Annotated in this window: 23 protein-coding genes; 10 read left to right on the forward strand and 13 right to left on the reverse strand. The window is 68.5% G+C overall.

Going from position 1 to position 19785, the window contains the following annotated elements; all coding sequences use genetic code 11:
* Positions 1–247 precede the first annotated feature (247 nt).
* Together FHD68_RS11085 and FHD68_RS11090 are read left to right on the forward strand one after the other, a co-directional pair.
* On the forward strand, positions 248–595 hold the full coding sequence (locus tag FHD68_RS11085) for an STAS domain-containing protein (protein ID WP_045983052.1): 348 nt from the start codon (positions 248–250) through the stop codon (positions 593–595).
* Positions 592–1092, forward strand: coding sequence for an ATP-binding protein (locus FHD68_RS11090; protein WP_045983053.1), 501 nt, complete (start codon positions 592–594; stop codon positions 1090–1092). The genes FHD68_RS11085 and FHD68_RS11090 overlap by 4 nt, the downstream gene beginning before the upstream one ends.
* Here the strand turns inward: FHD68_RS11090 and hspQ are convergent.
* The 5 genes from hspQ to FHD68_RS11115 all read right to left on the reverse strand — a co-directional run bounded on the left by hspQ (position 1089) and on the right by FHD68_RS11115 (position 5613).
* Positions 1089–1436, reverse strand: a complete 348-nt coding sequence (hspQ, locus tag FHD68_RS11095; RefSeq protein WP_371705774.1) for a heat shock protein HspQ — start codon at positions 1434–1436, stop codon at positions 1089–1091. The two genes, FHD68_RS11090 and hspQ, sit on opposite strands and share 4 nt — an antisense overlap.
* Positions 1437–1510: 74 nt before the next feature.
* Positions 1511–1966 carry a CreA family protein gene (locus FHD68_RS11100; protein ID WP_127897468.1) on the reverse strand — a complete coding sequence of 152 codons (456 nt, stop codon included), beginning with the start codon at positions 1964–1966 and terminating at the stop codon, positions 1511–1513.
* Between the two features lie 3 nt (positions 1967–1969).
* A complete protein-coding gene (locus tag FHD68_RS11105; protein WP_127897467.1) occupies positions 1970–2692 on the reverse strand; it encodes a metallophosphoesterase in 723 nt (240 codons plus the stop codon).
* A 71-nt stretch (positions 2693–2763) separates the two neighbouring features.
* A complete protein-coding gene (gene serA / locus FHD68_RS11110; RefSeq protein WP_164871371.1) occupies positions 2764–4353 on the reverse strand; it encodes a phosphoglycerate dehydrogenase in 1590 nt (529 codons plus the stop codon).
* A gap of 114 nt (positions 4354–4467) precedes the next feature.
* Positions 4468–5613 carry a phosphoserine transaminase gene (locus FHD68_RS11115; protein ID WP_127897465.1) on the reverse strand — a complete coding sequence of 382 codons (1146 nt, stop codon included), beginning with the start codon at positions 5611–5613 and terminating at the stop codon, positions 4468–4470.
* 133 nt (positions 5614–5746) lie between these two features.
* Here FHD68_RS11115 and serB point away from each other — a divergent pair, with 133 nt between their 5' ends.
* Positions 5747–6625, forward strand: coding sequence for a phosphoserine phosphatase SerB (gene serB, locus FHD68_RS11120; protein WP_127897464.1), 879 nt, complete (start codon positions 5747–5749; stop codon positions 6623–6625).
* Between the two features lie 54 nt (positions 6626–6679).
* Positions 6680–7438 (forward strand): TSUP family transporter, encoded by a 759-nt coding sequence (locus tag FHD68_RS11125; RefSeq protein WP_045983076.1) that lies wholly within the window; start codon positions 6680–6682, stop codon positions 7436–7438.
* Positions 7439–7555: 117 nt separating this feature from the next.
* On the opposite strand, the gene FHD68_RS11130 is transcribed toward FHD68_RS11125, so the two are convergent.
* Positions 7556–8542, reverse strand: coding sequence for an asparaginase (locus tag FHD68_RS11130; RefSeq protein ID WP_127897457.1), 987 nt, complete (start codon positions 8540–8542; stop codon positions 7556–7558).
* Between the two features lie 150 nt (positions 8543–8692).
* On the opposite strand from FHD68_RS11130, the gene FHD68_RS11135 reads away from it, so the two are divergent.
* Together FHD68_RS11135 and rlmN are read left to right on the forward strand one after the other, a co-directional pair.
* A complete protein-coding gene (locus FHD68_RS11135) occupies positions 8693–9214 on the forward strand; it encodes an invasion associated locus B family protein (protein ID WP_045983064.1) in 522 nt (173 codons plus the stop codon).
* Positions 9215–9328: 114 nt separating this feature from the next.
* Positions 9329–10513, forward strand: a complete 1185-nt coding sequence (rlmN, locus tag FHD68_RS11140; RefSeq protein WP_045983077.1) for a dual-specificity RNA methyltransferase RlmN — start codon at positions 9329–9331, stop codon at positions 10511–10513.
* A 409-nt stretch (positions 10514–10922) separates the two neighbouring features.
* On the opposite strand, the gene rsgA is transcribed toward rlmN, so the two are convergent.
* Together rsgA and FHD68_RS11150 are read right to left on the reverse strand one after the other, a co-directional pair.
* The gene (gene rsgA / locus FHD68_RS11145) at positions 10923–11930 is read right to left on the reverse strand and encodes a ribosome small subunit-dependent GTPase A (protein ID WP_127897456.1); all 1008 of its coding nucleotides are present in this window, start codon (positions 11928–11930) and stop codon (positions 10923–10925) included.
* Between the two features lie 40 nt (positions 11931–11970).
* Positions 11971–12801: an LOG family protein gene (locus tag FHD68_RS11150; RefSeq protein ID WP_046000418.1), complete on the reverse strand. Its 831-nt coding sequence runs from the start codon at positions 12799–12801 to the stop codon at positions 11971–11973.
* Between the two features lie 105 nt (positions 12802–12906).
* Between FHD68_RS11150 and dapD the strand changes: the two genes are divergently transcribed.
* The 3 genes from dapD to FHD68_RS11165 are packed head-to-tail and all read left to right on the forward strand — an operon-like array spanning position 12907 to position 14817.
* On the forward strand, positions 12907–13728 hold the full coding sequence (dapD, locus tag FHD68_RS11155; protein ID WP_127897455.1) for a 2,3,4,5-tetrahydropyridine-2,6-dicarboxylate N-succinyltransferase: 822 nt from the start codon (positions 12907–12909) through the stop codon (positions 13726–13728).
* Positions 13728–14183 (forward strand): YaiI/YqxD family protein, encoded by a 456-nt coding sequence (locus FHD68_RS11160; protein ID WP_127897454.1) that lies wholly within the window; start codon positions 13728–13730, stop codon positions 14181–14183. The genes dapD and FHD68_RS11160 overlap by 1 nt, the downstream gene beginning before the upstream one ends.
* Positions 14184–14238: 55 nt before the next feature.
* A complete protein-coding gene (locus FHD68_RS11165; protein WP_046000416.1) occupies positions 14239–14817 on the forward strand; it encodes an exopolysaccharide biosynthesis protein in 579 nt (192 codons plus the stop codon).
* Positions 14818–14905: 88 nt separating this feature from the next.
* Here FHD68_RS11165 and FHD68_RS11170 read toward each other — a convergent pair whose 3' ends face one another.
* Positions 14906–15703, reverse strand: a complete 798-nt coding sequence (locus FHD68_RS11170) for a crotonase/enoyl-CoA hydratase family protein (protein WP_127897453.1) — start codon at positions 15701–15703, stop codon at positions 14906–14908.
* A 133-nt stretch (positions 15704–15836) separates the two neighbouring features.
* Here FHD68_RS11170 and FHD68_RS11175 point away from each other — a divergent pair, with 133 nt between their 5' ends.
* Complete coding sequence (locus FHD68_RS11175) at positions 15837–17126, forward strand: 4-aminobutyrate--2-oxoglutarate transaminase (protein WP_127897452.1); 1290 nt, start codon at positions 15837–15839, stop codon at positions 17124–17126.
* Here FHD68_RS11175 and FHD68_RS11180 read toward each other — a convergent pair.
* The 4 genes from FHD68_RS11180 to FHD68_RS11195 form a co-directional block, all read right to left on the reverse strand.
* Positions 17123–18046 (reverse strand): AEC family transporter, encoded by a 924-nt coding sequence (locus FHD68_RS11180; protein ID WP_127897451.1) that lies wholly within the window; start codon positions 18044–18046, stop codon positions 17123–17125. The genes FHD68_RS11175 and FHD68_RS11180 overlap by 4 nt on opposite strands.
* A gap of 21 nt (positions 18047–18067) precedes the next feature.
* Positions 18068–19042, reverse strand: coding sequence for an iron exporter MbfA (gene mbfA, locus FHD68_RS11185; RefSeq protein ID WP_127899244.1), 975 nt, complete (start codon positions 19040–19042; stop codon positions 18068–18070).
* A gap of 15 nt (positions 19043–19057) precedes the next feature.
* On the reverse strand, positions 19058–19321 hold the full coding sequence (locus tag FHD68_RS11190; RefSeq protein ID WP_341872761.1) for a sulfurtransferase TusA family protein: 264 nt from the start codon (positions 19319–19321) through the stop codon (positions 19058–19060).
* On the reverse strand, positions 19318–19785 hold a 468-nt coding region (locus tag FHD68_RS11195), incomplete at its 5' end, for a DUF2478 domain-containing protein (RefSeq protein ID WP_280115169.1). The genes FHD68_RS11190 and FHD68_RS11195, both read right to left, overlap by 4 nt.

Genomic DNA, 19785 nt, shown 5'->3' on the forward strand with positions numbered 1-19785 from the left:
AACAGCGCATCGACCGCAGGCCCGCCCGCGCGCGCCAGTGCCGCGGCGATGGCCGCCCCACCCAGATCGGCCGCGGACACCCCCGACAGCGCGCCCATCAGCCCGCCCATCGGCGTGCGCGCCGCTCCCAGCACGTAGATGTCCTGAATTGTCATGATCTTTCCCCCCCGATCTGTCCTCGCGCTTACCGGATCGTAACCTTTGGGGTCTAGTCAAGGATGCAGATGCGCAAGGAAGGCCCGGAATCATGCAGTTCATCGTCGAAGACGCCGAATCCCATCTGAACATCACGGTGACGGAACCCCGGATCGACGCGGCGATTGCGACCCTGTTCAAGGACAAGCTGCGCGAGATCGTGGTCAAGAACCGCAAGCCGGTGCACATGGACATGGCGGCGGTGGACTTCATGGACAGCTCTGGCCTGGGGGCGATGATCGCCGTCCGCAAGAGCCTGCCCGAGAACCTGGCGCTGGTGCTGTTCGCGCTGACGCCCAATGTCGAACGCGTGTTCCGCCTGACGCGGATGGACAGCGTGTTCGACATCCAGCCCCGCACCGCTCAGCCCCGCACCGCTCAGAAGGAGCAACGAGAATGACACCCAGTGAACGCTCCGATCCGGGCATCGGAAACCGTGCCTCCGCGCTGACGCAGCCGATGTTCCACCGCGTCCTGAACGCCCATCCGATGATCGTGCGCGACACCCTTCAGGACGTCCGCCAGCGTTTCCGCGGAGAGGTGGGCGACGACACTCTGGGCCGACTGGAACTGGTCCTGGCCGAGGTGATGAACAACGTCGCCGAACACGCTCCGCTGGGCCAGGCGGAACAGGCGCGGCTGCCGGTGATCCACCTGTGCATCGTGCGCCACAGTTCGGGCCTGGCCTGCGCGCTGACCGATGACGGGATCTCGCTGCCTGACGACTGCCTGCTGCCGCGCAGCCTGCCGCCGATGGTCGCGGACGATCTGCCCGAAGGCGGCTTCGGCTGGTTCCTGATCCAGGACCTGACGCAGGCCCTGTGCTATTACCGCGAGGAAAGCCGGAACTATCTGGCCTTCAGCATCCCCTTTGCCCAGATGGAGGTTGACGCCTAGTTGAGCGGTCCCGCCAGGAAATAGCGGCCGTCCTGAAAGGCGCTGAACATGTCCCCGACCTCGGGGTGGTCCAGCGGTTCGCCCGACACGTCCAGTTCAAGGTTCTGTTCGGACACATAGGCCACGTAGTAGGTCGCCTCGGTCTCGGCGAACAGGTGATAGAACGGCTGGTCGCGATCGGGGCGCGAATCCTCGGGGATGGATTCGTACCATTCCTCGGTATTGGCGAATTTGGGATCGACGTCGAAGATCACGCCCCGGAACGGCCGCGAACGGTGCCGGACGACCTGTCCCAGGCTGTATTTCGCGTGGCGGCTTTGGGCCTGCATCCGGGCGGTATCCATCGTTCGTGTCAGGGATCAACAAAAGTCAGCGCGCCTTCTAGCGCGCCGCGACGGTCCTGTCCACCGGCAGGCGATCAGGGGGCGATGTCGTCCGCCGTCAGGGGCACGGTCGCCATCGACATCTTGGCCGACCCCTCGCTGACCTGGTTGGCATGGGCCAGATAGACCAGCACGCGGTTGTCGGCGTCATAGATGCGCTGCACCCGCAGCGACTTGAACACCAGCGAACGCCCCTCGCTGAACACGTTTTCTCCCTCGCCGGGGGTCAGGGCGCTGACGTCGATGGGCCCGGTGCGGGTGCACTGGATCGCGCTGTTGGACGGATCCTCGAACCAGTTGCCCTGGCTCAGCCGATCCAGGACCGAGCGGCTGAAATAAGCCAGATGGCAGGTCACGCCCGGCACCTCGGGGTCCTTGATCGCCTCGATGACGACATCGTTGCCGACCCAGTCCACGCCGACGCGGCCGACCTCCTCGGCCTGTAACGACAGGGGGGCGGCGATCAGGGCAAGGGTCAGGGCAAGGCGCATGGTCTACTCCGGCAACAGGGGCTGGCGGCCCGATTCGGTCAGCAGGTGCACGGCACCCGGTTCGATGACGGCGGCGGACAGCGGCCGGCCATAGGCGGCTCCCCCGTCCAGGTTCAGGCGGTTTGCGTACAGGGCGGGGGCATCCAGCGCGGTGTGCCCGTGCACGACCAGCGGCCCGAAATCGACGTCGCTGTCCAGGAACCCCTGGCGGATCCAGACCAGGTCGCCCTCTGCCTGGTCCTGCAGGTCGATGCCCGGACGGATGCCCGCATGCACGACCAGCGCCAGCGGATGCAGATACCACAGCGGCAGTGCCGCCAGGAACCGCGCGTGATCCGCAGGAACCGCCGCCCGCGCATCGCGCAGCAGCGCATCGCGCGGCTGATCCGGGTCCACGCCATAGGACCGCAGCGTCGCGGCCGCGCCCAAGCCCGGATGATCCACCCAATGCTGTCCGGACGACAGGCCCGGGTCGATCCAGTCGGGCTGGTTCAGGAAGGCGGGCAGGAAGCGGTCGTGATTGCCGCGGGTGACGATCCAGGGCCGCCCCGCCTGCTGGCCGCGCAACAGGTGGTCCACCACGCCACGCGAATCGGGACCGCGGTCGATCAGGTCGCCCACATGGGCGATGACCGCATCAGGCCCGCCGTCGTCGAAGATCCGCTGATGCGCGGCCTTCAGCAGGTCCAGCTGTCCGTGAATGTCGCCGATCGCATAAAGTTGCATCTGTCACCTGGCCGTGGCGCGCGGCAGGGAGGGTCCGCACGCCCCTTGGGTAAGGGCGTGCGGGGCCGAGGTCAAACCTCGAACTGCAGCCGGCGGGCCTGCAGGAACTTGCCGGTGTTCTGCAGCGTGGCCAGGGCCTCGTCGCTGATCGCCTCGTCCAGGTACAGGATCGCGATGGCATCCGCCCCGTTGGCGGCCCGTCCCAGGGTAAAGTTCGCGATGTTCACGCCCAGATCGCCCAAGGTCATCCCAAGCGCGCCGATGACGCCGGGAACGTCCTTGTTGCGGGTGTACAGCATGTGGCTTCCCACCTCGGCGTCCACGTTGATCCCGCGGATCTGGATGAAGCGCGGCTTGCCATCACTGAACACCGTGCCCGCGATGGACCGCTCGCGCGTCTCGGTCACGCAGGTGACCTTGACATAACCCTCATAGGCGCCGGCCTTGTCCTGCTTGGTGGTGGACACCTGCACGCCGCGATCCTTGGCCATGACCGGGGCCGACACCATGTTCACGTCCGGGTTCGACGCCTTCATCACGCCGGCGATCACCGCCGCGTTCAGCGCGTTCAGGTTCATCTCGGACACTACGCCGTCATACAGCACGTTGATCGCCTTGATCGGCTCGTCGGTCATCTGGCCCACGAAGGCGCCCAGATGCGCGGCCAGCTTGATCCAGGGGCCCATCACCGCGGCCTCCTCGGCCGTGACCGAGGGCATGTTCAGCGCGTTCTGCACCGCGCCCGTCAGCAGATAGTCCGACATCTGCTCGGCAACCTGCAGGGCGACGTTCTCCTGCGCCTCGGTCGTGGCGGCGCCCAGGTGGGGCGTGACGACGACGTTGGGCAGGTTGAACAGCGGGCTTTCCGTCGCGGGCTCGACGGCAAAGACGTCGAATGCGGCACCCGCCACGCGCCCGTCCTTCAACGCCTCGGCCAGCGCCTCCTCGTCGACTAGGCCGCCGCGGGCGCAGTTGATGATGCGCACGCCCTTCTTCAGCTTGCCGATGGCCTCGCGCGATAGGATGTTGCGGGTCTTGTCGGTCAGCGGCACGTGGAAGGTGATGAAGTCGGACTTGCCCAGCAGGTCGTCCAGCTCGACCTTGGTCACGCCCAGTTCCTTGGCGCGATCCTCGGACAGGAAGGGGTCATAGGCCAGCACCTTCATGTGCAGACCCAGGGCGCGGTCGATCACGATGCCGCCGATGTTGCCCGCCCCGATCACGCCCAGGGTCTTGTTGAACAGCTCGACCCCCATGAAGCGGTTCTTCTCCCACTTGCCGGCATGGGTGCTGACGCTGGCCTCGGGCAGCTGGCGCGCGACCGCGAACATCATCGCGATGGCATGTTCGGCCGTGGTCACGCTGTTGCCGAAAGGCGTGTTCATCACGATCACGCCCTTCTTGCTGGCGGCAGGGATGTCGACATTGTCGACCCCGATGCCGGCGCGGCCGATGACCTTCAGGTTGGTCGCGCTTTCCAGCAGCTTGTCGGTCACCTTGGTGGCCGACCGGATGGCCAGCCCGTCATACTGCCCGATGATCTCGGCCAGCTTGTCCTTGTCCTTGCCCAGATCGGGCAGGTAATCCACCTCGACGCCGCGATCGCGAAAGATCTGGACGGCGGTTTCCGACAGCTTGTCGGACACGAGAACCTTCGGCATGTCATTCATCCTTGTGTGGGAACGCCCGGGCATGGCCACGCTGACGTCTGGCTTCTTCGTTGGAAAAATACCCTGCGGGTGTCCGGGGCGCGCAAAGCCCCCCGGCTTGTCAGGTCACTGCGCGGCCAGTTCGGCGCGGTACGCCCATTCGATCCACGGCATCAGTGCCGCGACATCGGCGGGCTCGACCGTCGATCCGCACCAGATGCGCAGGCCCGCAGGCGCGTCGCGATAGGCGCCGGCGTCCAGCGCCACGCCCTCCTTCTCCAGGCGCTTGGCCACGGCCTTGGCAAAGGCCGCGCCGTCCTTGATCGCCGGATCGGTGAACTTCAGGCAGACGCTGGTCGTCGACGCGGTGGCCGGATCCTCGGCCAGATCGGCGATCCAGTCCTTGTCCGCGATGAAATCGCGCACAGCAGCCGCATTAGCATCCGCCCGCGCGATCAGCGCCGACAGCCCGCCCAGAGATTGCGCCCATTTCAGCGCGACCAGGTAATCCTCGACCGCCAGCATCGAGGGCGTGTTGATCGTCTCGCCCTTGAAGATGCCCTCGATCAGCTTGCCGCCCTTGGTCATGCGGAAGATCTTGGGCAGCGGCCAGGCGGGGACATAGGTCTCCAGCCGCTCGACGGCGCGCGGCGACAGGATCAGGACGCCATGCGCGCCCTCGCCGCCCAGCACCTTCTGCCAGCTGAAGGTCACCACATCCAGCTTGTCCCAAGGCAGGTCCATGGCGAAGGCCGCGCTGGTCGCGTCGCAGATGGTCAGGCCCGCGCGGTCGGCGGGGATCGCGTCGCCGTTCGGCACGCGCACGCCGCTGGTGGTGCCGTTCCAGGTGAAGACGACGTCCTTGTCGAAATCGACCTCCGCCAGATCGACGATCTTGCCGTAATCGGCCTTGCGGACCGTGGCGTCCAGCTTCAGCTGCTTCACGGCATCCGTGACCCAGCCTTCGCCGAAGCTTTCCCAGGCCAGCATCTCGACGGGGCGGGCGCCCAGCAGGGTCCACATCGCCATCTCGACCGCGCCGGTGTCGGAACCGGGGACGATGCCGATGCGGTAATCGGCCGGCACGCCCAGGACCGCACGGGTCAGCTCGATGGCCTCGGCCAGCTTGGACTTGCCGACGGCGGCGCGATGCGACCGGCCCAGGGGCGCGTCCGACAGCATGTCCAGCGAATAATGGGGGATCTTGGCGCAGGGGCCCGAGGAAAAGCGCGGATTTTCCGGCCGCGCAGCCGGGATCGCATGATCGGTCATGTGACTAGCCTTCCAGCTAAAAAGCCCCTCGTTGGGGAGGGGTGTCCCACCGACCGACCTAAGACCCCTCCCGCTCTGGCGCAAGAAAAAACTTTGTCCTACACCCGCAGGCAACCGCACAAGGACCGCGCCCATGTTCACCGTCTCGCTGATCGCGGCGCCTGCCGCAGCCAATCTGGATGATGCCCTGCCCGGCGGTCTGGCCGACCGGTGGGGCGGCGACGTCACGCGCTGGCTGTCGCCGGGCGTGGCTGCCGAATTCGACATCGCGGTGCTTCCGGGCGATTCGGATCAGGTCTGGTCCGACCTGCAGGCCATCGGCATCGACCTGGCGATCCAGCCCGCGGGCGGGCGGCGCAAGCGCATCCTGATCGCCGACATGGATTCGACCATGATCGATCAGGAATGCATCGACGAACTGGCCGACATGGCGGGCTTTGGCCCCCGCGTGGCCCAGATCACCGCCCGCGCCATGAACGGAGAGCTGGACTTCAACGCTGCGCTGACCGAACGCGTGGCCCTGCTGGCGAACCTCCCGGAGGCGGTCATCGCCCAGGTCCTGGCCGAACGCATCACCTATGCCGCGGGCGGGGCCGTGCTGGTCGCGACCATGCGCGCGCACGGGGCCTATACCGCGCTGGTCTCGGGGGGCTTCACCAGCTTCACCCGGGCCGTGGCCCAGACCCTGGGCTTCGACGAACATCGCGCCAACACGCTGCTGGCGCAGGACGGCGTGCTGACCGGGCAGGTCGCCCTGCCCATCCTGGGGCGCGAGGCTAAGGTCGATGCCCTGACTCAGATCGCCGCCCGCCTCGGCACCACGCCCCAGAACGCGATCGCGGTGGGCGACGGCGCCAACGACCTTGGCATGATCCAGCTGGCGGGTGCCGGCGTGGCGCTGCACGCGAAACCCGCGGTCGCCGCCCAGGCCCAGATCCGCATCAACTACGGCGACTTGACCGCGCTCTTGTACCTGCAGGGCTTCGCGGACGAGGATTTCGTCACCCCCTGATTTCTCCTTTGTCCAAATACCCCTGCGACGATTGCCCCACCGAAAGTCCCGATGATGTTCGAACTGACCGCCGACCTGGTGATGCTGCTGATGATGGCGGCCTTTGCCGCAGGCTTCGTCGATGCCATCGCGGGCGGGGGCGGGCTGATCACGCTGCCCATCCTGATGCTGGCGGGACTGTCGCCCGCGCAGGCGCTGGCCACGAACAAGGTGCAGGGCGTCTTCGGCGCGGGGACGGCCGCGCTCAGCTATGCGGCGCGGGGTCTGGTCGATCTGCGCAGCCAGTGGAAATCCGCGCTGATCGCGGGGGCGGCGGGGGCCGCGGGGGCGGTGCTGGTCAGCGCGATCCCCACCGACGGGTTGCGGCTGATCCTGCCGGTCATCCTGATCGGCATCGCGTTGTTCTTTGCGCTGAAACCCGGACTGAACGACCTGGACCGCACGCGCCGCCTGACGCCCCTGGTCTTTGCGGCGACGGTGGTGCCGTTCGTGGGCTTCTATGACGGGCTGATCGGGCCGGGGGCCGGGGCCTTCTACATGATCGGGTTTGTCACGCTGGCCGGATACGGGGTTCTGAAGGCCACGGCCCATACCAAGCTGCTGAACTTCGCCTCGAACCTGGGCGGGCTGGGGGCCTTCGCGCTGGTCGGCCAGCCGCTGTGGCTTTTGGGCATGGCGATGGGGGCGGCGCAGATCGCGGGGGCGATGCTGGGCGCGCGGCTGGCCTCGCGCATCGGCGCGCGGCTGATCAAGCCGCTGCTGGTCGTAACCTCGACCCTGCTGGCGGGTCGGCTGATCTGGCAGATGATCTGAGACCGCGCATCCGGCGCCCGCTCTGCCAAGGGGCGCCGGTTCGGGGCACGGGAACGGGACGGGGGCATCCCGTGCCGCACAGTAAAGCACGGCTCCATGTCGGGGATGTGACGGCCCTCAGGCGGGAAAGCCCGGCGCGCGGCGCAGGTTGCCCGTGACCATGCCGCGACAGTTCAGGATCGGTCCGTCCAGAAGCGCCTGCGCCGCCGGATGGGCCGCATCCAGCACGCCTAGGTGGATCAGCAGCGCGGTGATCGCGGCCTCGCTGGCGCGGGTGCCGCCATCGGTGATCTTCAGCGCGACGCCCAGGCCCTGGTCGGGCAGGATCGCCACGAACACCGCCTCGGCCCCGGTCTTGATCGCCGCGACGCCCCCCATCGCGCGCATCAACTCGGTGCAGGACCGACCCTCGCCCGCGACCATCTCGGGGTGGCTGCGCATCGCGTCCACCAGCCGCCGCATGGCTTGGCCGCGCCTGTCCGTTCCGGGATTGGCGAACCGCGCCATCGCGCGGGCCAGCCCCTCGACCGTGCAGGCCCAGTTCGGGGCCGAACAGCCGTCGATGCCGAAACCGGGGCTCTCCTCGTCGGTGACTGCCTCGAAGGCCTCCTTGACGGCGCGCTGGACCGGGTGGTCGGGCTCGACATAATCCGGCCCGCCCTTCAGGTGGCGGTTCAGCGTCAGAAAGCCCGCATGCTTGCCCGAACAGTTGTTGTGCAGCTGGCAGGGCGCGCTGTCCGAACAGGTCAGGCGGCGGTTCTCCTCCGCGTCGCGCGGCATGTGGCTGCCGCAGCGCAGGTCGGGCTCGCCCAGGCCCAGCCCGGTCAGCCAGCCGTCCACGGCCGCGACATGCATCGCCGCCCCCGAATGGCTGGCGCAGGCCAGGGCTAGCTGGCGGTCTGTCAGGCCCGCCGCATCGGCGGCCCCGCTTTCCATCAGCGGCAGCGCCTGGATCATCTTGCACGACGACCGCGGATAGATCACCTGCCCGGGTCGTCCCCAGGCCTCGACCACGCCATGGGCATCGCAGATCACGGCATGGCCGGCATGCAGGCTTTCGCGCATGTCGCCGCGCCACAGTTCGATCATTTCTGCGGACCGCATGTTTTCTCCCTGACAATTGCGCGATTGTGCTTGCGCAGCCTTTAACGGGCGGCGATTTTCGCTATCCTGACGACAGATGGTTGAAAAGACCACAGCAATCAGGAAGAACGCCGGGCGAAGCGGCGAATTGAATTGGCAGGAGGCCAGAGCATGATTACCACCACCCTGCGCGGCATGGGCGCCAGCCTTGTCCTGATCGCCGGACTGGGCGCGGCGGTTGCACAAGAGTCCAGCAATGTCGTGGCGACCGAAGGGGACTGGACCGTCTTCGCGGCCGACAATCCGCGCGAATGCTGGGCCGTCTCGCCCCCGAAATCTACCCTGAACACCCGCGACGGCCAGCCGGCCGAGGTGACGCGCGGCGACATTCGTCTGTACGTCGCCTACCGTCCCGGCCAGAACGGAGAGGTCAGCTTCAGTGGCGGCTATCCCTTCGCCCCGGATTCGACGGTCGAGGTCGATGTGGGCGGCCGCACGTTCAACCTGTTCACCGAGGGCGAGAGCGCCTGGACAGGCAGCCCGTCCGACGACGAGGCGATGATCGCGGCCCTTCGCGGCGGCTCGTCGGCGGTCGTGACCGGCCGTTCGGCACGCGGCACCACGACCAAGGACACGTTCAGCCTGTCGGGCATCACCGCCGCGACCAACAGCGCACGCGAGCGCTGCCAGTAACCGCAAGGTTGCAGTCCTGACGGGACCAGGGGGGCGGGCCGGTTGATTTCGGGCCCGCTTTCGCATATGTGGCTGTCTTTCGCCCCTTGGGCCGTTCCAACACCGGTGATCTTCATGACCGATCAGACCCCGTCTGCGCCGATCACGCAGGACGTGATGACGCTTCCGCGCAAGCTGCCCCAGGGCGGGCTGACGAACATCGTCGGCCTGACGCGTGCGCAGCTGCTGGACGCCCTGGTCGCGGCGGGCACGCCCGAGCGTCAGGCCAAGATGCGCGTGGGCCAGGTCTGGCAGTGGGTCTATCACTGGGGCGTGCGCGATTTCGCGCAGATGACCAACCTGGCCAAGGATTACCGCGCCCTGCTGGCGGCCAATTTCGAGATCACCCTGCCCGAGATGGTGACCCGTCAGGTCAGCAGCGACGGCACGCGCAAGTACCTGGTCCGCATCGCCGGTGGCCACGAGGTCGAGGTCGTCTACATCCCCGAGGAGGGCCGCGGCACGCTCTGCGTCAGCAGCCAGGTGGGCTGCACGCTGACCTGTTCGTTCTGCCATACCGGCACGCAGAAGCTGGTGCGCAACCTGACGCCCGGGGAAATCGTCGGCCAGCTGATGCTGGCGCGCGACGATCTGGGCGAATGGCCCGTCCAGGGCGCCCCCAAGGACGAGACGCGGCTGATCAGCAACATCGTCCTGATGGGCATGGGCGAGCCGCTGTACAATTTCGAGAACGTCCGCGACGCGATGAAGGTCGTGATGGACAACGAAGGCCTGTCCCTGTCGCGCCGCCGCATCACCCTGTCGACCAGCGGCGTCGTCCCCGAGATCGCCCGCACCGCGCAGGAGATCGGCTGCCTGCTGGCCGTCAGCTTCCACGCCACGACGGACGAGGTCCGCGACCGCCTGGTGCCCATCAACAAGCGCTGGAACATCGAGACGCTGCTGGCCGCGCTGCGGGACTATCCCCGCCTGACCAACAGCGAGCGGATCACCTTTGAATACGTGATGCTGGCGGGCGTGAACGACAGCGACGAGGACGCGCACCGCCTGGTCAAGCTGATCGAGGGCATCCCGGCCAAGATCAACCTGATCCCGTTCAACGAATGGCCAGGCGCGCCCTACAAGCGGTCCAGCAACAACCGCATCCATGCCTTCGCGAACATCATCCACAATGCGGGCTATGCCAGCCCGATCCGCACCCCGCGCGGAGAGGACATCATGGCCGCCTGCGGCCAGCTGAAATCCGCGACAGAACGCGGCCGCAAGTCCCGCGCCCAGATCGCGGCGGAAACCGCCTAGAACAGCCCGTCTGAACCTGGCGCAGGGCCGGTCACGGCACCTGCCACCGGCAGGCTGCTCGACGGCGACCTCCTGTGCGGATGGCACGCTCTACAGTGCGTTTGACGGTGATCGCCGCCGCGGCGTCACGGGAGTTTTTGCCCGTCGACCAGACCAGTCCAGAGACCTGTCTTCGATGCGTTTGGCCTCGCCTACGCATCAGCCGTTCTGGCGCGTGACCCTTGGCCCTGTTCGTCGCATTTTTGGCATAGCTTCAAAGGCGATGTTTGCCGACGTGGAGCGGGTTGCAGTTTTTGCCCTAGATTCTTCAACGACGTTTGCAGCAGCAGGGGATACCCAAACCGGGAAACGTCCGCCAAGGGACGACCCTCCCACAACTCGTTTGGCACAATTGCGGTAGCAATGACCGTCAGCGCCGCCTGCCGCCGCGGGGCAGGGTGGTGCGGTTGCCGCGGGGCCCGGTCTGGACGGGGGTGTTGTCGCGGTTCTCGTCGTGCAGCTTGCGCCAGCGTTCCAGACGGTCCGCGTCCAGCGTGCCGGCGCGCACGGCCGCCTGCACCGCGCAGCCCGGTTCATGCGCATGGGTGCAGTCGCGGAACCGGCAATGGGGGGCCAGTTCGGTGATCTCGGCGAACAGCATCTCGATGCCCACGGCGACATCGGCCACGTGCAGCGTGCGCATGCCGGGCGTGTCGATGACCCAGCCCCCGCCCGCCACCGGATGCAGCGACCGCGCGGTGGTGGTGTGCCGCCCTTTGGCGTCCGATTCGCGGATCTCGCCTGTGACCTGGGCATCGCGGCCCGACAGCGTGTTCAGCAGCGTCGATTTGCCCACCCCGGACGAACCCACCAGCGCGACCGTCCGCCCCGGTCCGCACCAGGGTGCCAGCACGGCCGCCGCATCGGGCGACTTGGCGTTCAGCGCCACGACCTGCAGCCCGCGCTGCAGGGTGCGGGCGCGGTCGACCCAGTCCGACGGGTCGTCGACCTTGTCGATCTTGGTCAGCACGATCACCGGGTCCGTCCCGGCCTCGTTCGCCAGGGCCAGATAGCGTTCCAGCCGCGCCGGGTTGAAATCATCGTTGCACGACGTGACCACGAACAGCGTGTCCACGTTGGCGGCGATCAGCTGGCGGGCATCAGCCCCCTCGGTCCGGCGGCGCAGCAGGGCGCGGCGGTCCAGCAGGCGGGCCACCACGCGCGTGTCGCCCTTGGCCAGCACCCAGTCGCCCACCGCATAGTCTGCGGTCGTGGCATGCAGCGGCAGGTCCAGCCGGACCTGGCCCGCCCCGGTTTCGGCCATCAGCCGCGACCGGTGCACCGCGGCGATGCGCATGGGCACCAGCCCCGCATCGTCATCGGTGACCTGATCGGCAAAGAAGGGCCCCCAGCCCAGATCGTCCAGCGCGCGTGTCATGCGATCTGCATGATCGGGCCACGGGCGCGATGCAAGCGTTTCATTCCGGCGACCAGGCGTCGATGATCGCCACGGCCTCGTCCGCGGTCTCGACATAGCGGATCAGGTCCAGGTCGGACGCGCTGATCGTGCCGGCGCGGGCCAGGGCCTGCCAGTTGATGATGCCGTCCCAGAATTCGGCCCCGAACAGCAGGACCGGGATGCGGGCCATGCGGCCGGTCTGGATCAGGGTCAGCGCCTCGAACAGCTCGTCCAGGGTGCCGAAGCCGCCGGGGAAGACCGTGATCGCGCGGGCGCGCATCAGGAAATGCATCTTGCGGATCGCGAAATAGTGGAAGTTGAAGCACAGGTCCGGCGTGACATAGGGGTTGGGCGCCTGCTCGTGCGGCAGCACGATGCCCAGGCCGATCGACTGGCCGCCGACCTCCTGCGCGCCCAGGTTGCCCGCCTCCATGACGCCGGGGCCGCCGCCGGTGCAGATGACCAGGTCCTTGCCGCCCTGCGCCAGGCTGCGTTCGGTCATCAGGCGGGCGAACAGGCGCGCCTCGGTATAGTATTTCGACAGTTCGGCCAAGGCCGGGCTGCGGGCGTCGCGGGCCGCGCCGTCGGGCGCCGGGATGCGCGCGCCGCCGAACATCACCACGGTGGATTCGATGCCGTGTTCGTCCATGATCATCTGGGGCTTCAGCAGTTCCAGCTGCAGGCGGACGGGGCGCAGCTCCTCGCGCAGCAGAAAGTCGCGGTCGCTGAAGGCCAGCTGATAGGACGGCGCACGGGTCTGGGGCGTGTCGGGCACGTGCCGGGCGCGGGCCGCGTCGCGGCTGCTGGCGGGCAGGGTGTGGGCGCGGTCCTGTTCGGTCGTATCGGTCATCAAGGCCTCGGGGTGGGGGATGCGCGGATTGCGCGGGCATTGGTTGATGCTTATAGCCCACAGGCAACAGTTTCCACCCGGACGCGACAGCAGCAAGAGGCCAAGATGACCCAAGACCTGGAACAAGCCATCGAAACCGCGTGGGAGGCCCGCGCTGAGATCACCCCCGACACGCAGGGCGCCGCCCGCGAGGCCGTGCGCGAGACCCTGCACCAGCTGGACAGCGGTGCCCTGCGCGTGGCCGAAAAGCGCGGCGCCGACTGGCACGTGAACCAGTGGGCGAAAAAGGCGGTGCTGCTGTCCTTCCGCCTGAACGACATGGAGGAGATGGCCGGCGGTCCGCAGGGCACCTCGTGGTGGGACAAGGTTCCGTCCAAGTTCCATGGCTGGACCCAGGACGACTGGCGCCGGGCGGGGTTCCGCGCCGTGCCGGGCGCGATCGTGCGGCGATCGGCGTTCGTCGGCAAGGGCGCGGTTCTGATGCCGTCCTTTGTCAACCTGGGCGCCCATGTGGGCGAGGGCGCGATGATCGACACCTGGGCCACCGTCGGGTCCTGCGCGCAGATCGGCCGTAACGTCCACCTGTCGGGCGGCGTGGGCATCGGCGGCGTGCTGGAGCCGCTGCAGGCGGGGCCGACGATCATCGAGGACGACTGCTTCATCGGCGCGCGTTCGGAGGTGGTCGAGGGCTGCATCGTGCGCGAGGGATCGGTCCTGGGGATGGGCGTCTATATCGGCCAGTCGACCAAGATCGTCGACCGCGAGACGGGCAGCGTGACCTATGGCGAGGTTCCGGCGGGGTCGGTCGTGGTGTCTGGCACGATGCCGTCCAAGAACGGCGTGAACCTGTACTGTGCGGTGATCGTCAAGCGTGTCGACGCGCAGACGCGGTCCAAGACATCCATCAACGAGCTGCTGCGCGACTGATGACCACGCTGTTCATCGATGCGGATGCCTGCCCGGTCAAGGCCGAGGCCGAGCGGGTGGCCGTCCGCATGGGTGTGCCCATGGTGCTGGTCTGCAACGGGGGCCTCAGGATGCCCACGCATCCGCTGGTCCGGCTGCAGATCGTGTCCGCGGGCCCCGACGAGGCCGACAAGTGGATCGCCGATAGCTGCGGTCCCGGTGACGTGGTGGTGACGGGTGACCTGCCGCTGGCGGATCGCTGCATCAAGGCGGGGGCGGCGGTGCTGACCCATGCCGGAGAGGTGCTGGACGTGCGCAACATCGGCCCACGGCTGGCCACGCGCGACCTGATGGCCGACATCCGCGCGGCGGACCCGTTCCAAAAGGGCGGCGGGGCGGGGTTCGGCAAGGCCGACCGGGCACGGTTCCTGCAGTCGCTGGACCGGTTGCTGACCGCCGCACGCCGCGCGGGCTGAGCGCGGACCCCGCGACGCGTCCATGCGTTGCACCCCCGACAAGCAGGAGAATGCGATGAGCGATGACACCGTCATCACCGATCTGGTCGGCCGCGTGCGCAAGGGGGCCGAGGGCGACAAGGTCAGCGTCGGACAGATCGCCGAGGCCCTGGGCCAGGATTCGCTGCCCCCCAACCTGATGATCCCGGCCTTTGCGGTGGCGTCGCCCCTGTCGGGCGTGCCGCTGTTCTCCAGCATCTGCGGCCTGCTGATCGCGCTGGTGTCGGCGCAGATGCTGATCGGTCGCGATCACGTCTGGCTGCCGGGCTTCCTGATGCGGCGGCAGGTGTCCGGCGACCGGTTGCGCAAGGCGCTTGACTGGATGGAGAAGCCCGCGCGGTTCCTGGACCGGGTCAGCCACGAGCGGCTGACCCCGCTGGTGCGCCGGCCCATGCGCTGGATCGTGCAGGGAATCTGCCTGTGCTGCGGGCTGGTGATGCCGCTGCTGGAATTCATTCCCTTCACCTCGTCGCTGATGGGCGTGGTGGTCAGCCTGCTGGCGTTCGGCCTGCTGGCGCGGGACGGGGTCTTCGTGCTGCTGGGGTTCCTGGCGATCGGCGGGGTGGTCACGCTGGTCCTGACCCTGATGCCCTGAGCGAGGAGCGGTCGGCCGGGGCATCGAGCCCCGGCCGACCGCTGCCGCGGCACGGGCCCAAGGCCCGCGACGCGACATGGCGCCCCCGTCAGGCGGGCTTGATCTTGTCCGCGGTTCCGCCGGCAAAGGCCGCCAGGCGGTCGCGGGCCTCGGCCTGGGTGTTCACGACGCCGGCCACGGCGGCCTCGGCATAGGCGGCGTCCAGCGCGCTCATGTTCTGCATGTGGCTGATGGCCGAGCAGATGGCAAAGTTCGACAGCGGCGGGTTCTGCGCGGCCTTGCGCGCGATCTGCAGGGCGTGGGCCGCCGGGTCGTCGACCATGTACTGGCACAGGCCCACCGACACGGCCTCGTCTCCGCGGTACAGGCGGCCGGACAGCATCATGTCGATCATCCGCGCCTTGCCGATCAGGTCGGCCACGCGGATCGTGGCGCCGCCGCCCGTGAACAGGCCGCGCTGCCCCTCTGGGAGGCCGAAATAGGTGCCGGGCCCCGCCACGCGGATATGCGCGGCGCTGGCCAGTTCCAGCCCGCCGCCCACGACCGCCCCCTGCAGGACGGCGATGACCGGCACGCCGCCATATTCCATCCGGTTGAACGCATCGTGCCAGCGCAGGCAGACCTGCATGAAATCGGCGGCGCTGCGATCCTCGCGGTGGTGTTCCACCAGGTCCAGCCCCGCGCAGAAATGATCGCCCGCCGCGTCCAGGATCGCGGCGCGCACGCCTGCGCGCGGCAGGGTGGTGAAGATGTCGATCAGCTCCTCGATGGTGGCCAGGTCCAGCGCGTTGCGCTTGGCCGGGCGGTTCAGGGTGACGCGGGCGATGCCCTCGTCATCCACCGCCAGCAGGATGTTCGACAGCCTCAGATCCGCGATGTCGCGCATGTCCGGTTCCCTCCCTTGAACGTGCGCGTCCGGGGATAGCCCGCCCCGCCGCCTGCGTCGAGGCGAAGTTCGCCGTTGGCAAACGCGTGCGAAAGGATCACCCTTGGACCATCCATCCAGGGAGGGATGCACCATGAAGGACCTGACCGCCGCCGCGACCAACGCGGCAACCGCCGCCCGCCGCCGCGCCGCCATGGCCCGCGGCGTGGGCGTGATGACCGACCATTTCGCGGCACATGCCGAAAACGCCACCGTCACCGACATCGAGGGCAACCGCCTGATCGATTTCGCCGCCGGCATCGCGGTCGTGAACACCGGCCACCGCCACCCCCGCGTGATCGAGGCCGTGCGCGCCCAGCTGGACGCGTTCACGCATACCTGCCACCAGGTTCTGCCCTATGAGAACTATGTCCGCCTGGCCGAGCGCCTGAACGACGCCACCCCCGGCGATTTCGCCAAGAAGACGATCTTTATCACCACCGGAGCCGAGGCCTGCGAGAACGCGGTCAAGATCGCCCGCGCGGCCACGAAACGCGATGCGGTGATCGCCTTCACCGGCGCGTTCCACGGGCGGACCTTCATGGGCATGACGCTGACCGGCAAGGTCGTCCCCTACAAGAAGGGCTTCGGCGGCATGATGCCCGACGTCTTCCACGCGCCCTTCCCCTGCCCGCTGCATGGGGTCACCACCGAAGACAGCCTTGCCGCCATCGACAAGCTGTTCAAGGCCGACCTGGACCCCGCCCGCGTCGCCGCCATCGTGTTCGAGCCGGTGCAGGGCGAGGGGGGCTTCTATCCCGCGCCCACCGATTTCGTCGTGGCGATCCGCGCGCTGTGCGACCGGCATGGCATCTTGATGATCGCGGACGAGGTGCAGACCGGGTTCGCCCGCACCGGCCGCCTGTTCGCGATGGAGCATCACGGCGTTGCCGCCGACCTGGTGACCATGGCCAAGGGGCTGGGCGGCGGGCTGCCCATCGCCGCGGTGACCGGCCGGGCCGAGATCATGGATGCGGCCGAGCCGGGGGGTTTGGGCGGCACCTATGGCGGCAATCCCCTGGGCATTGCTGCGGGCCTGGCGGTGCTGGACGTGATCGAGGGGGAGGGCCTGTGCGAACGCGCCGACCGCCTGGGCGCGGCGCTGAAGGCGCGGCTGGAGGCGATACGGCCCCGCATGCCGGAACTGGCCGACATCCGGGGCCCGGGCTTCATGGTCGCGGCCGAGTTCATCGGGCCGGACGGGCCCGATGCGGGCCTGACCGCGCGGGTGCGCGAACAGGCGCTGGCGCGGGGGCTCCTGCTGCTGACCTGCGGGGTGCATGGCAACGTGATCCGCTTCCTGGCGCCAATCACCATCCCGGACGACCAATTCGCGCAGGCGCTGGACATCCTGGAGGAGGCGATGCTGGCAGCGCGGGACTAGGCCCCGATCATCAGGATCAGCGCGGGGATGGTCAGGATGCTGGCCGCGGTCGAGATCAGGATCGCGGTCGACACCCGCTGCTGCGCCAGCCCGAAATGCTGGGCCAGGATATAGACGTTGCCCGCGACCGGCAGGCCCGCCGCGACCACCATGACTCCTGCCGACACGGGATCGACCCCGAAGGCCCAGGCCGCCAGCCCCACCGCGGCCGGATGAAGGATCAGCTTGGCCCCCGAAAGCCAGGCCGACGGGGCCAGCCGCGCCAAGCTGCGCCCCGCCAGGCTGGCGCCGATGGCGAACAGCGCGCCCGGCGTGGCGGCGGCCCCCAGGATCGACAGGAATTCGTCCAGGGGGGCGGGCATGGGCAGGCGCAGCCCGCCCCAGGACAGGCCCGCGACCATCGCCAGGATCATCGGGTTGGCCGCGATCCCCCGCAGCACCGGCACAATCGCGGCGACGCCGACCCCGCCATTGCGCGAGGCATGCACGATCAGCGTGATCAACGTGGAAAAGACCAGCATGTCGATGATCAGCACCATCAGCACCGGCCCGATCGCCGCCGGCCCCAGCAGCACGACCAGCATCGGCACGCCCAGAAAGCCGGTGTTGCCGATCATGCAGCACTGCGCCTCCATCGCGGCCTCGGCCAGGCCCAGGCCGCGGGCGCGCGCGACCCACAGGCCCACGGCCCAGACCGCCGACGATCCCGACAGATAGGCCAGCACGAAGCGCAGATCGAACAGCCGACCCAGATCGACCCCCGCGGCAAAGCGGAACAGCATCGCCGACAGCGCGAAATAGAACACGAACTTCGTCAGCCAGGCCGCGCCCTGGGCGGGAAAGAACCGCGTGGCGGCGGCGACCCAGCCTAGCCCGATCAGGGCAAAGAAGGGCAGGGTCTTGAGCAGGATCTCGGTCATCTGGCCCCCGGGCGGGGGCCGTCAGCCCGATCCGATCAGCACCCCAACGGCCAGCACCAGACCACCGCCCACGACGACTTGCAAGACGGCCCGCCAGAAGGGCGTCTGCATCCAGCGGTTCTGGATCCAGGCGATGGCCCACAGCTCGACGAAGACGACGATGATGGCGATGGTGGTGGCGGTCCAGAAATCCGGAATCAGATAGGGCAGGGCGTGCCCCATCCCGCCCACGGTGGTCATCACCCCCGACGACAGTCCGCGCTTCAGCGGCGATCCACGCCCCGACACCACGCCGTCATCGGATGCGGCCTCGGTAAAGCCCATGCTGATGCCTGCGCCGATGCTGGCGGCGGCGCCCACCAGGAAGGTCGTCCAGGGGTTCTGCGTGGCAAACGCCACCGCAAAGATCGGCGCCAGGGTCGACACGCTGCCGTCCATCAGCCCCGCCAGCCCCGGCTGGACCCAGGTCAGGACGAAATCGCGATGGGCGACGGCATCCTCCTCGGCGCGGGCATCGGCGGGCAGCAGCTGTTCGGTCAGCTCGTGGGCGCGGTTCTCGTGGCCGCGCTCGGCGGCGGCCAGATCGCCCAGCAGCTTGCGCGTGCCGGCGTCCTGGCTGACCTGGGCGGCATGGGCATAGAACTCGGCCGCGTCGCGTTCCATGCCCGCGGCCTCGGCGCGGATGCGGTCCAGCGACAGGTTCTCGATCATCCAGGCGGGGCGGCGGGTGACATAGCCCGCGACATGTTCGCGGCGGATCACGGCGATGGCGTCACCCCACCGGCGCTGGTGCATGTCCAGCAGCAGGCGACGGTGGCCGTCCTCCTCGGCGCTCATGGCGTCGAACACGGCGGCGCTGGCGGGATAGTCCTTGCGCAGGAACGCCGCCCAGTTGCGATAGATGCGCGCGTCATCCTCCTCGGAGGCGATGGCCAGGGCCACGATCTCTTGCTCTGTCAACTCCGACAGGCGCTTGCGCGAGGGCAGGAAGGGCATGGTCATCGTCGGTGCTCAACTCTCTTCGGGGGCAGGATCGGCTGCCTGTCCGGTCGCGGGGCCGCGCCTGACCGTGAATTCCGTGACGCCGTCGCCCAGATCGCGCATCCCGATCATGGCATGCCCGGCCTGCCCGCAGAAATGCGGCACATCGACCATCGCCATGTCGTCCGTCGCGATCAGCCGTATGGTCGCCCCCGCAGGCATCGCCAGCAGCGCCTTGCGCAGGCGCAGCACCGGCAGGGGACACAGCAGCCCCCGCGCGTCCAGGTCCGTCACGACGCCGCCGCGAATCGGTCCAGGCACCAGGACCGCAGCTGGTCGGGCCGGATCCGCACCGCCAGATCGCCCGCGAAATCCAGGAACGCCGCCTGCTGCTGGCGCGGCACGTAGAGGATCACCGGCTGCCCGTCGGCCACCGCCTGGCCGATCAGGTCACGAAAGCCGCGGCCCATCGCCTCCTGCCGGCCGAACTTGGGGATCACCACCAGGCCCGCGCCGGCCAGGCGGGGCGCGGTGCGCGCCACCGCCTCCTCGAGCGCGCCGGTATCCAGCCTGCAGCCCTGCGCCCCCGGCCCAAGCGACTGAGAGATGCGGACCGGATCGCCGGGATCGCCCAGCACGATCATCTCCATGTCGCAGGCGCAGTCGGGGCCCAGGTCCAGGTTGCGCTGCACCGCCCCCGCCACGGGCAGGCCGCGCGCGCGCAGGTCCGCCGCCAGCGCCTCCAGCGCCAGGTCGGC

This window comes from Paracoccus marcusii (assembly GCF_006151785.1).
Lineage (GTDB): Bacteria > Pseudomonadota > Alphaproteobacteria > Rhodobacterales > Rhodobacteraceae > Paracoccus > Paracoccus marcusii.

Bases quoted from the DNA above. Each gene is read 5' to 3' on its own strand.
- FHD68_RS11085 (WP_045983052.1), top strand. From the start codon at position 248: ATGCAGTTCATCGTCGAAGACGCCGAATCCCATCTGAACATCACGGTG.
- FHD68_RS11090 (WP_045983053.1), top strand. From the start codon at position 592: ATGACACCCAGTGAACGCTCCGATCCGGGCATCGGAAACCGTGCCTCC.
- hspQ (WP_371705774.1), bottom strand. From the start codon at position 1,436: ATGGATACCGCCCGGATGCAGGCCCAAAGCCGCCACGCGAAATACAGC.
- FHD68_RS11100 (WP_127897468.1), bottom strand. From the start codon at position 1,966: ATGCGCCTTGCCCTGACCCTTGCCCTGATCGCCGCCCCCCTGTCGTTA.
- FHD68_RS11105 (WP_127897467.1), bottom strand. From the start codon at position 2,692: ATGCAACTTTATGCGATCGGCGACATTCACGGACAGCTGGACCTGCTG.
- serA (WP_164871371.1), bottom strand. From the start codon at position 4,353: ATGCCGAAGGTTCTCGTGTCCGACAAGCTGTCGGAAACCGCCGTCCAG.
- FHD68_RS11115 (WP_127897465.1), bottom strand. From the start codon at position 5,613: ATGACCGATCATGCGATCCCGGCTGCGCGGCCGGAAAATCCGCGCTTT.
- serB (WP_127897464.1), top strand. From the start codon at position 5,747: ATGTTCACCGTCTCGCTGATCGCGGCGCCTGCCGCAGCCAATCTGGAT.
- FHD68_RS11125 (WP_045983076.1), top strand. From the start codon at position 6,680: ATGTTCGAACTGACCGCCGACCTGGTGATGCTGCTGATGATGGCGGCC.
- FHD68_RS11130 (WP_127897457.1), bottom strand. From the start codon at position 8,542: ATGCGGTCCGCAGAAATGATCGAACTGTGGCGCGGCGACATGCGCGAA.
- FHD68_RS11135 (WP_045983064.1), top strand. From the start codon at position 8,693: ATGATTACCACCACCCTGCGCGGCATGGGCGCCAGCCTTGTCCTGATC.
- rlmN (WP_045983077.1), top strand. From the start codon at position 9,329: ATGACCGATCAGACCCCGTCTGCGCCGATCACGCAGGACGTGATGACG.
- rsgA (WP_127897456.1), bottom strand. From the start codon at position 11,930: ATGACACGCGCGCTGGACGATCTGGGCTGGGGGCCCTTCTTTGCCGAT.
- FHD68_RS11150 (WP_046000418.1), bottom strand. From the start codon at position 12,801: ATGACCGATACGACCGAACAGGACCGCGCCCACACCCTGCCCGCCAGC.
- dapD (WP_127897455.1), top strand. From the start codon at position 12,907: ATGACCCAAGACCTGGAACAAGCCATCGAAACCGCGTGGGAGGCCCGC.
- FHD68_RS11160 (WP_127897454.1), top strand. From the start codon at position 13,728: ATGACCACGCTGTTCATCGATGCGGATGCCTGCCCGGTCAAGGCCGAG.
- FHD68_RS11165 (WP_046000416.1), top strand. From the start codon at position 14,239: ATGAGCGATGACACCGTCATCACCGATCTGGTCGGCCGCGTGCGCAAG.
- FHD68_RS11170 (WP_127897453.1), bottom strand. From the start codon at position 15,703: ATGCGCGACATCGCGGATCTGAGGCTGTCGAACATCCTGCTGGCGGTG.
- FHD68_RS11175 (WP_127897452.1), top strand. From the start codon at position 15,837: ATGAAGGACCTGACCGCCGCCGCGACCAACGCGGCAACCGCCGCCCGC.
- FHD68_RS11180 (WP_127897451.1), bottom strand. From the start codon at position 18,046: ATGACCGAGATCCTGCTCAAGACCCTGCCCTTCTTTGCCCTGATCGGG.
- mbfA (WP_127899244.1), bottom strand. From the start codon at position 19,042: ATGCCCTTCCTGCCCTCGCGCAAGCGCCTGTCGGAGTTGACAGAGCAA.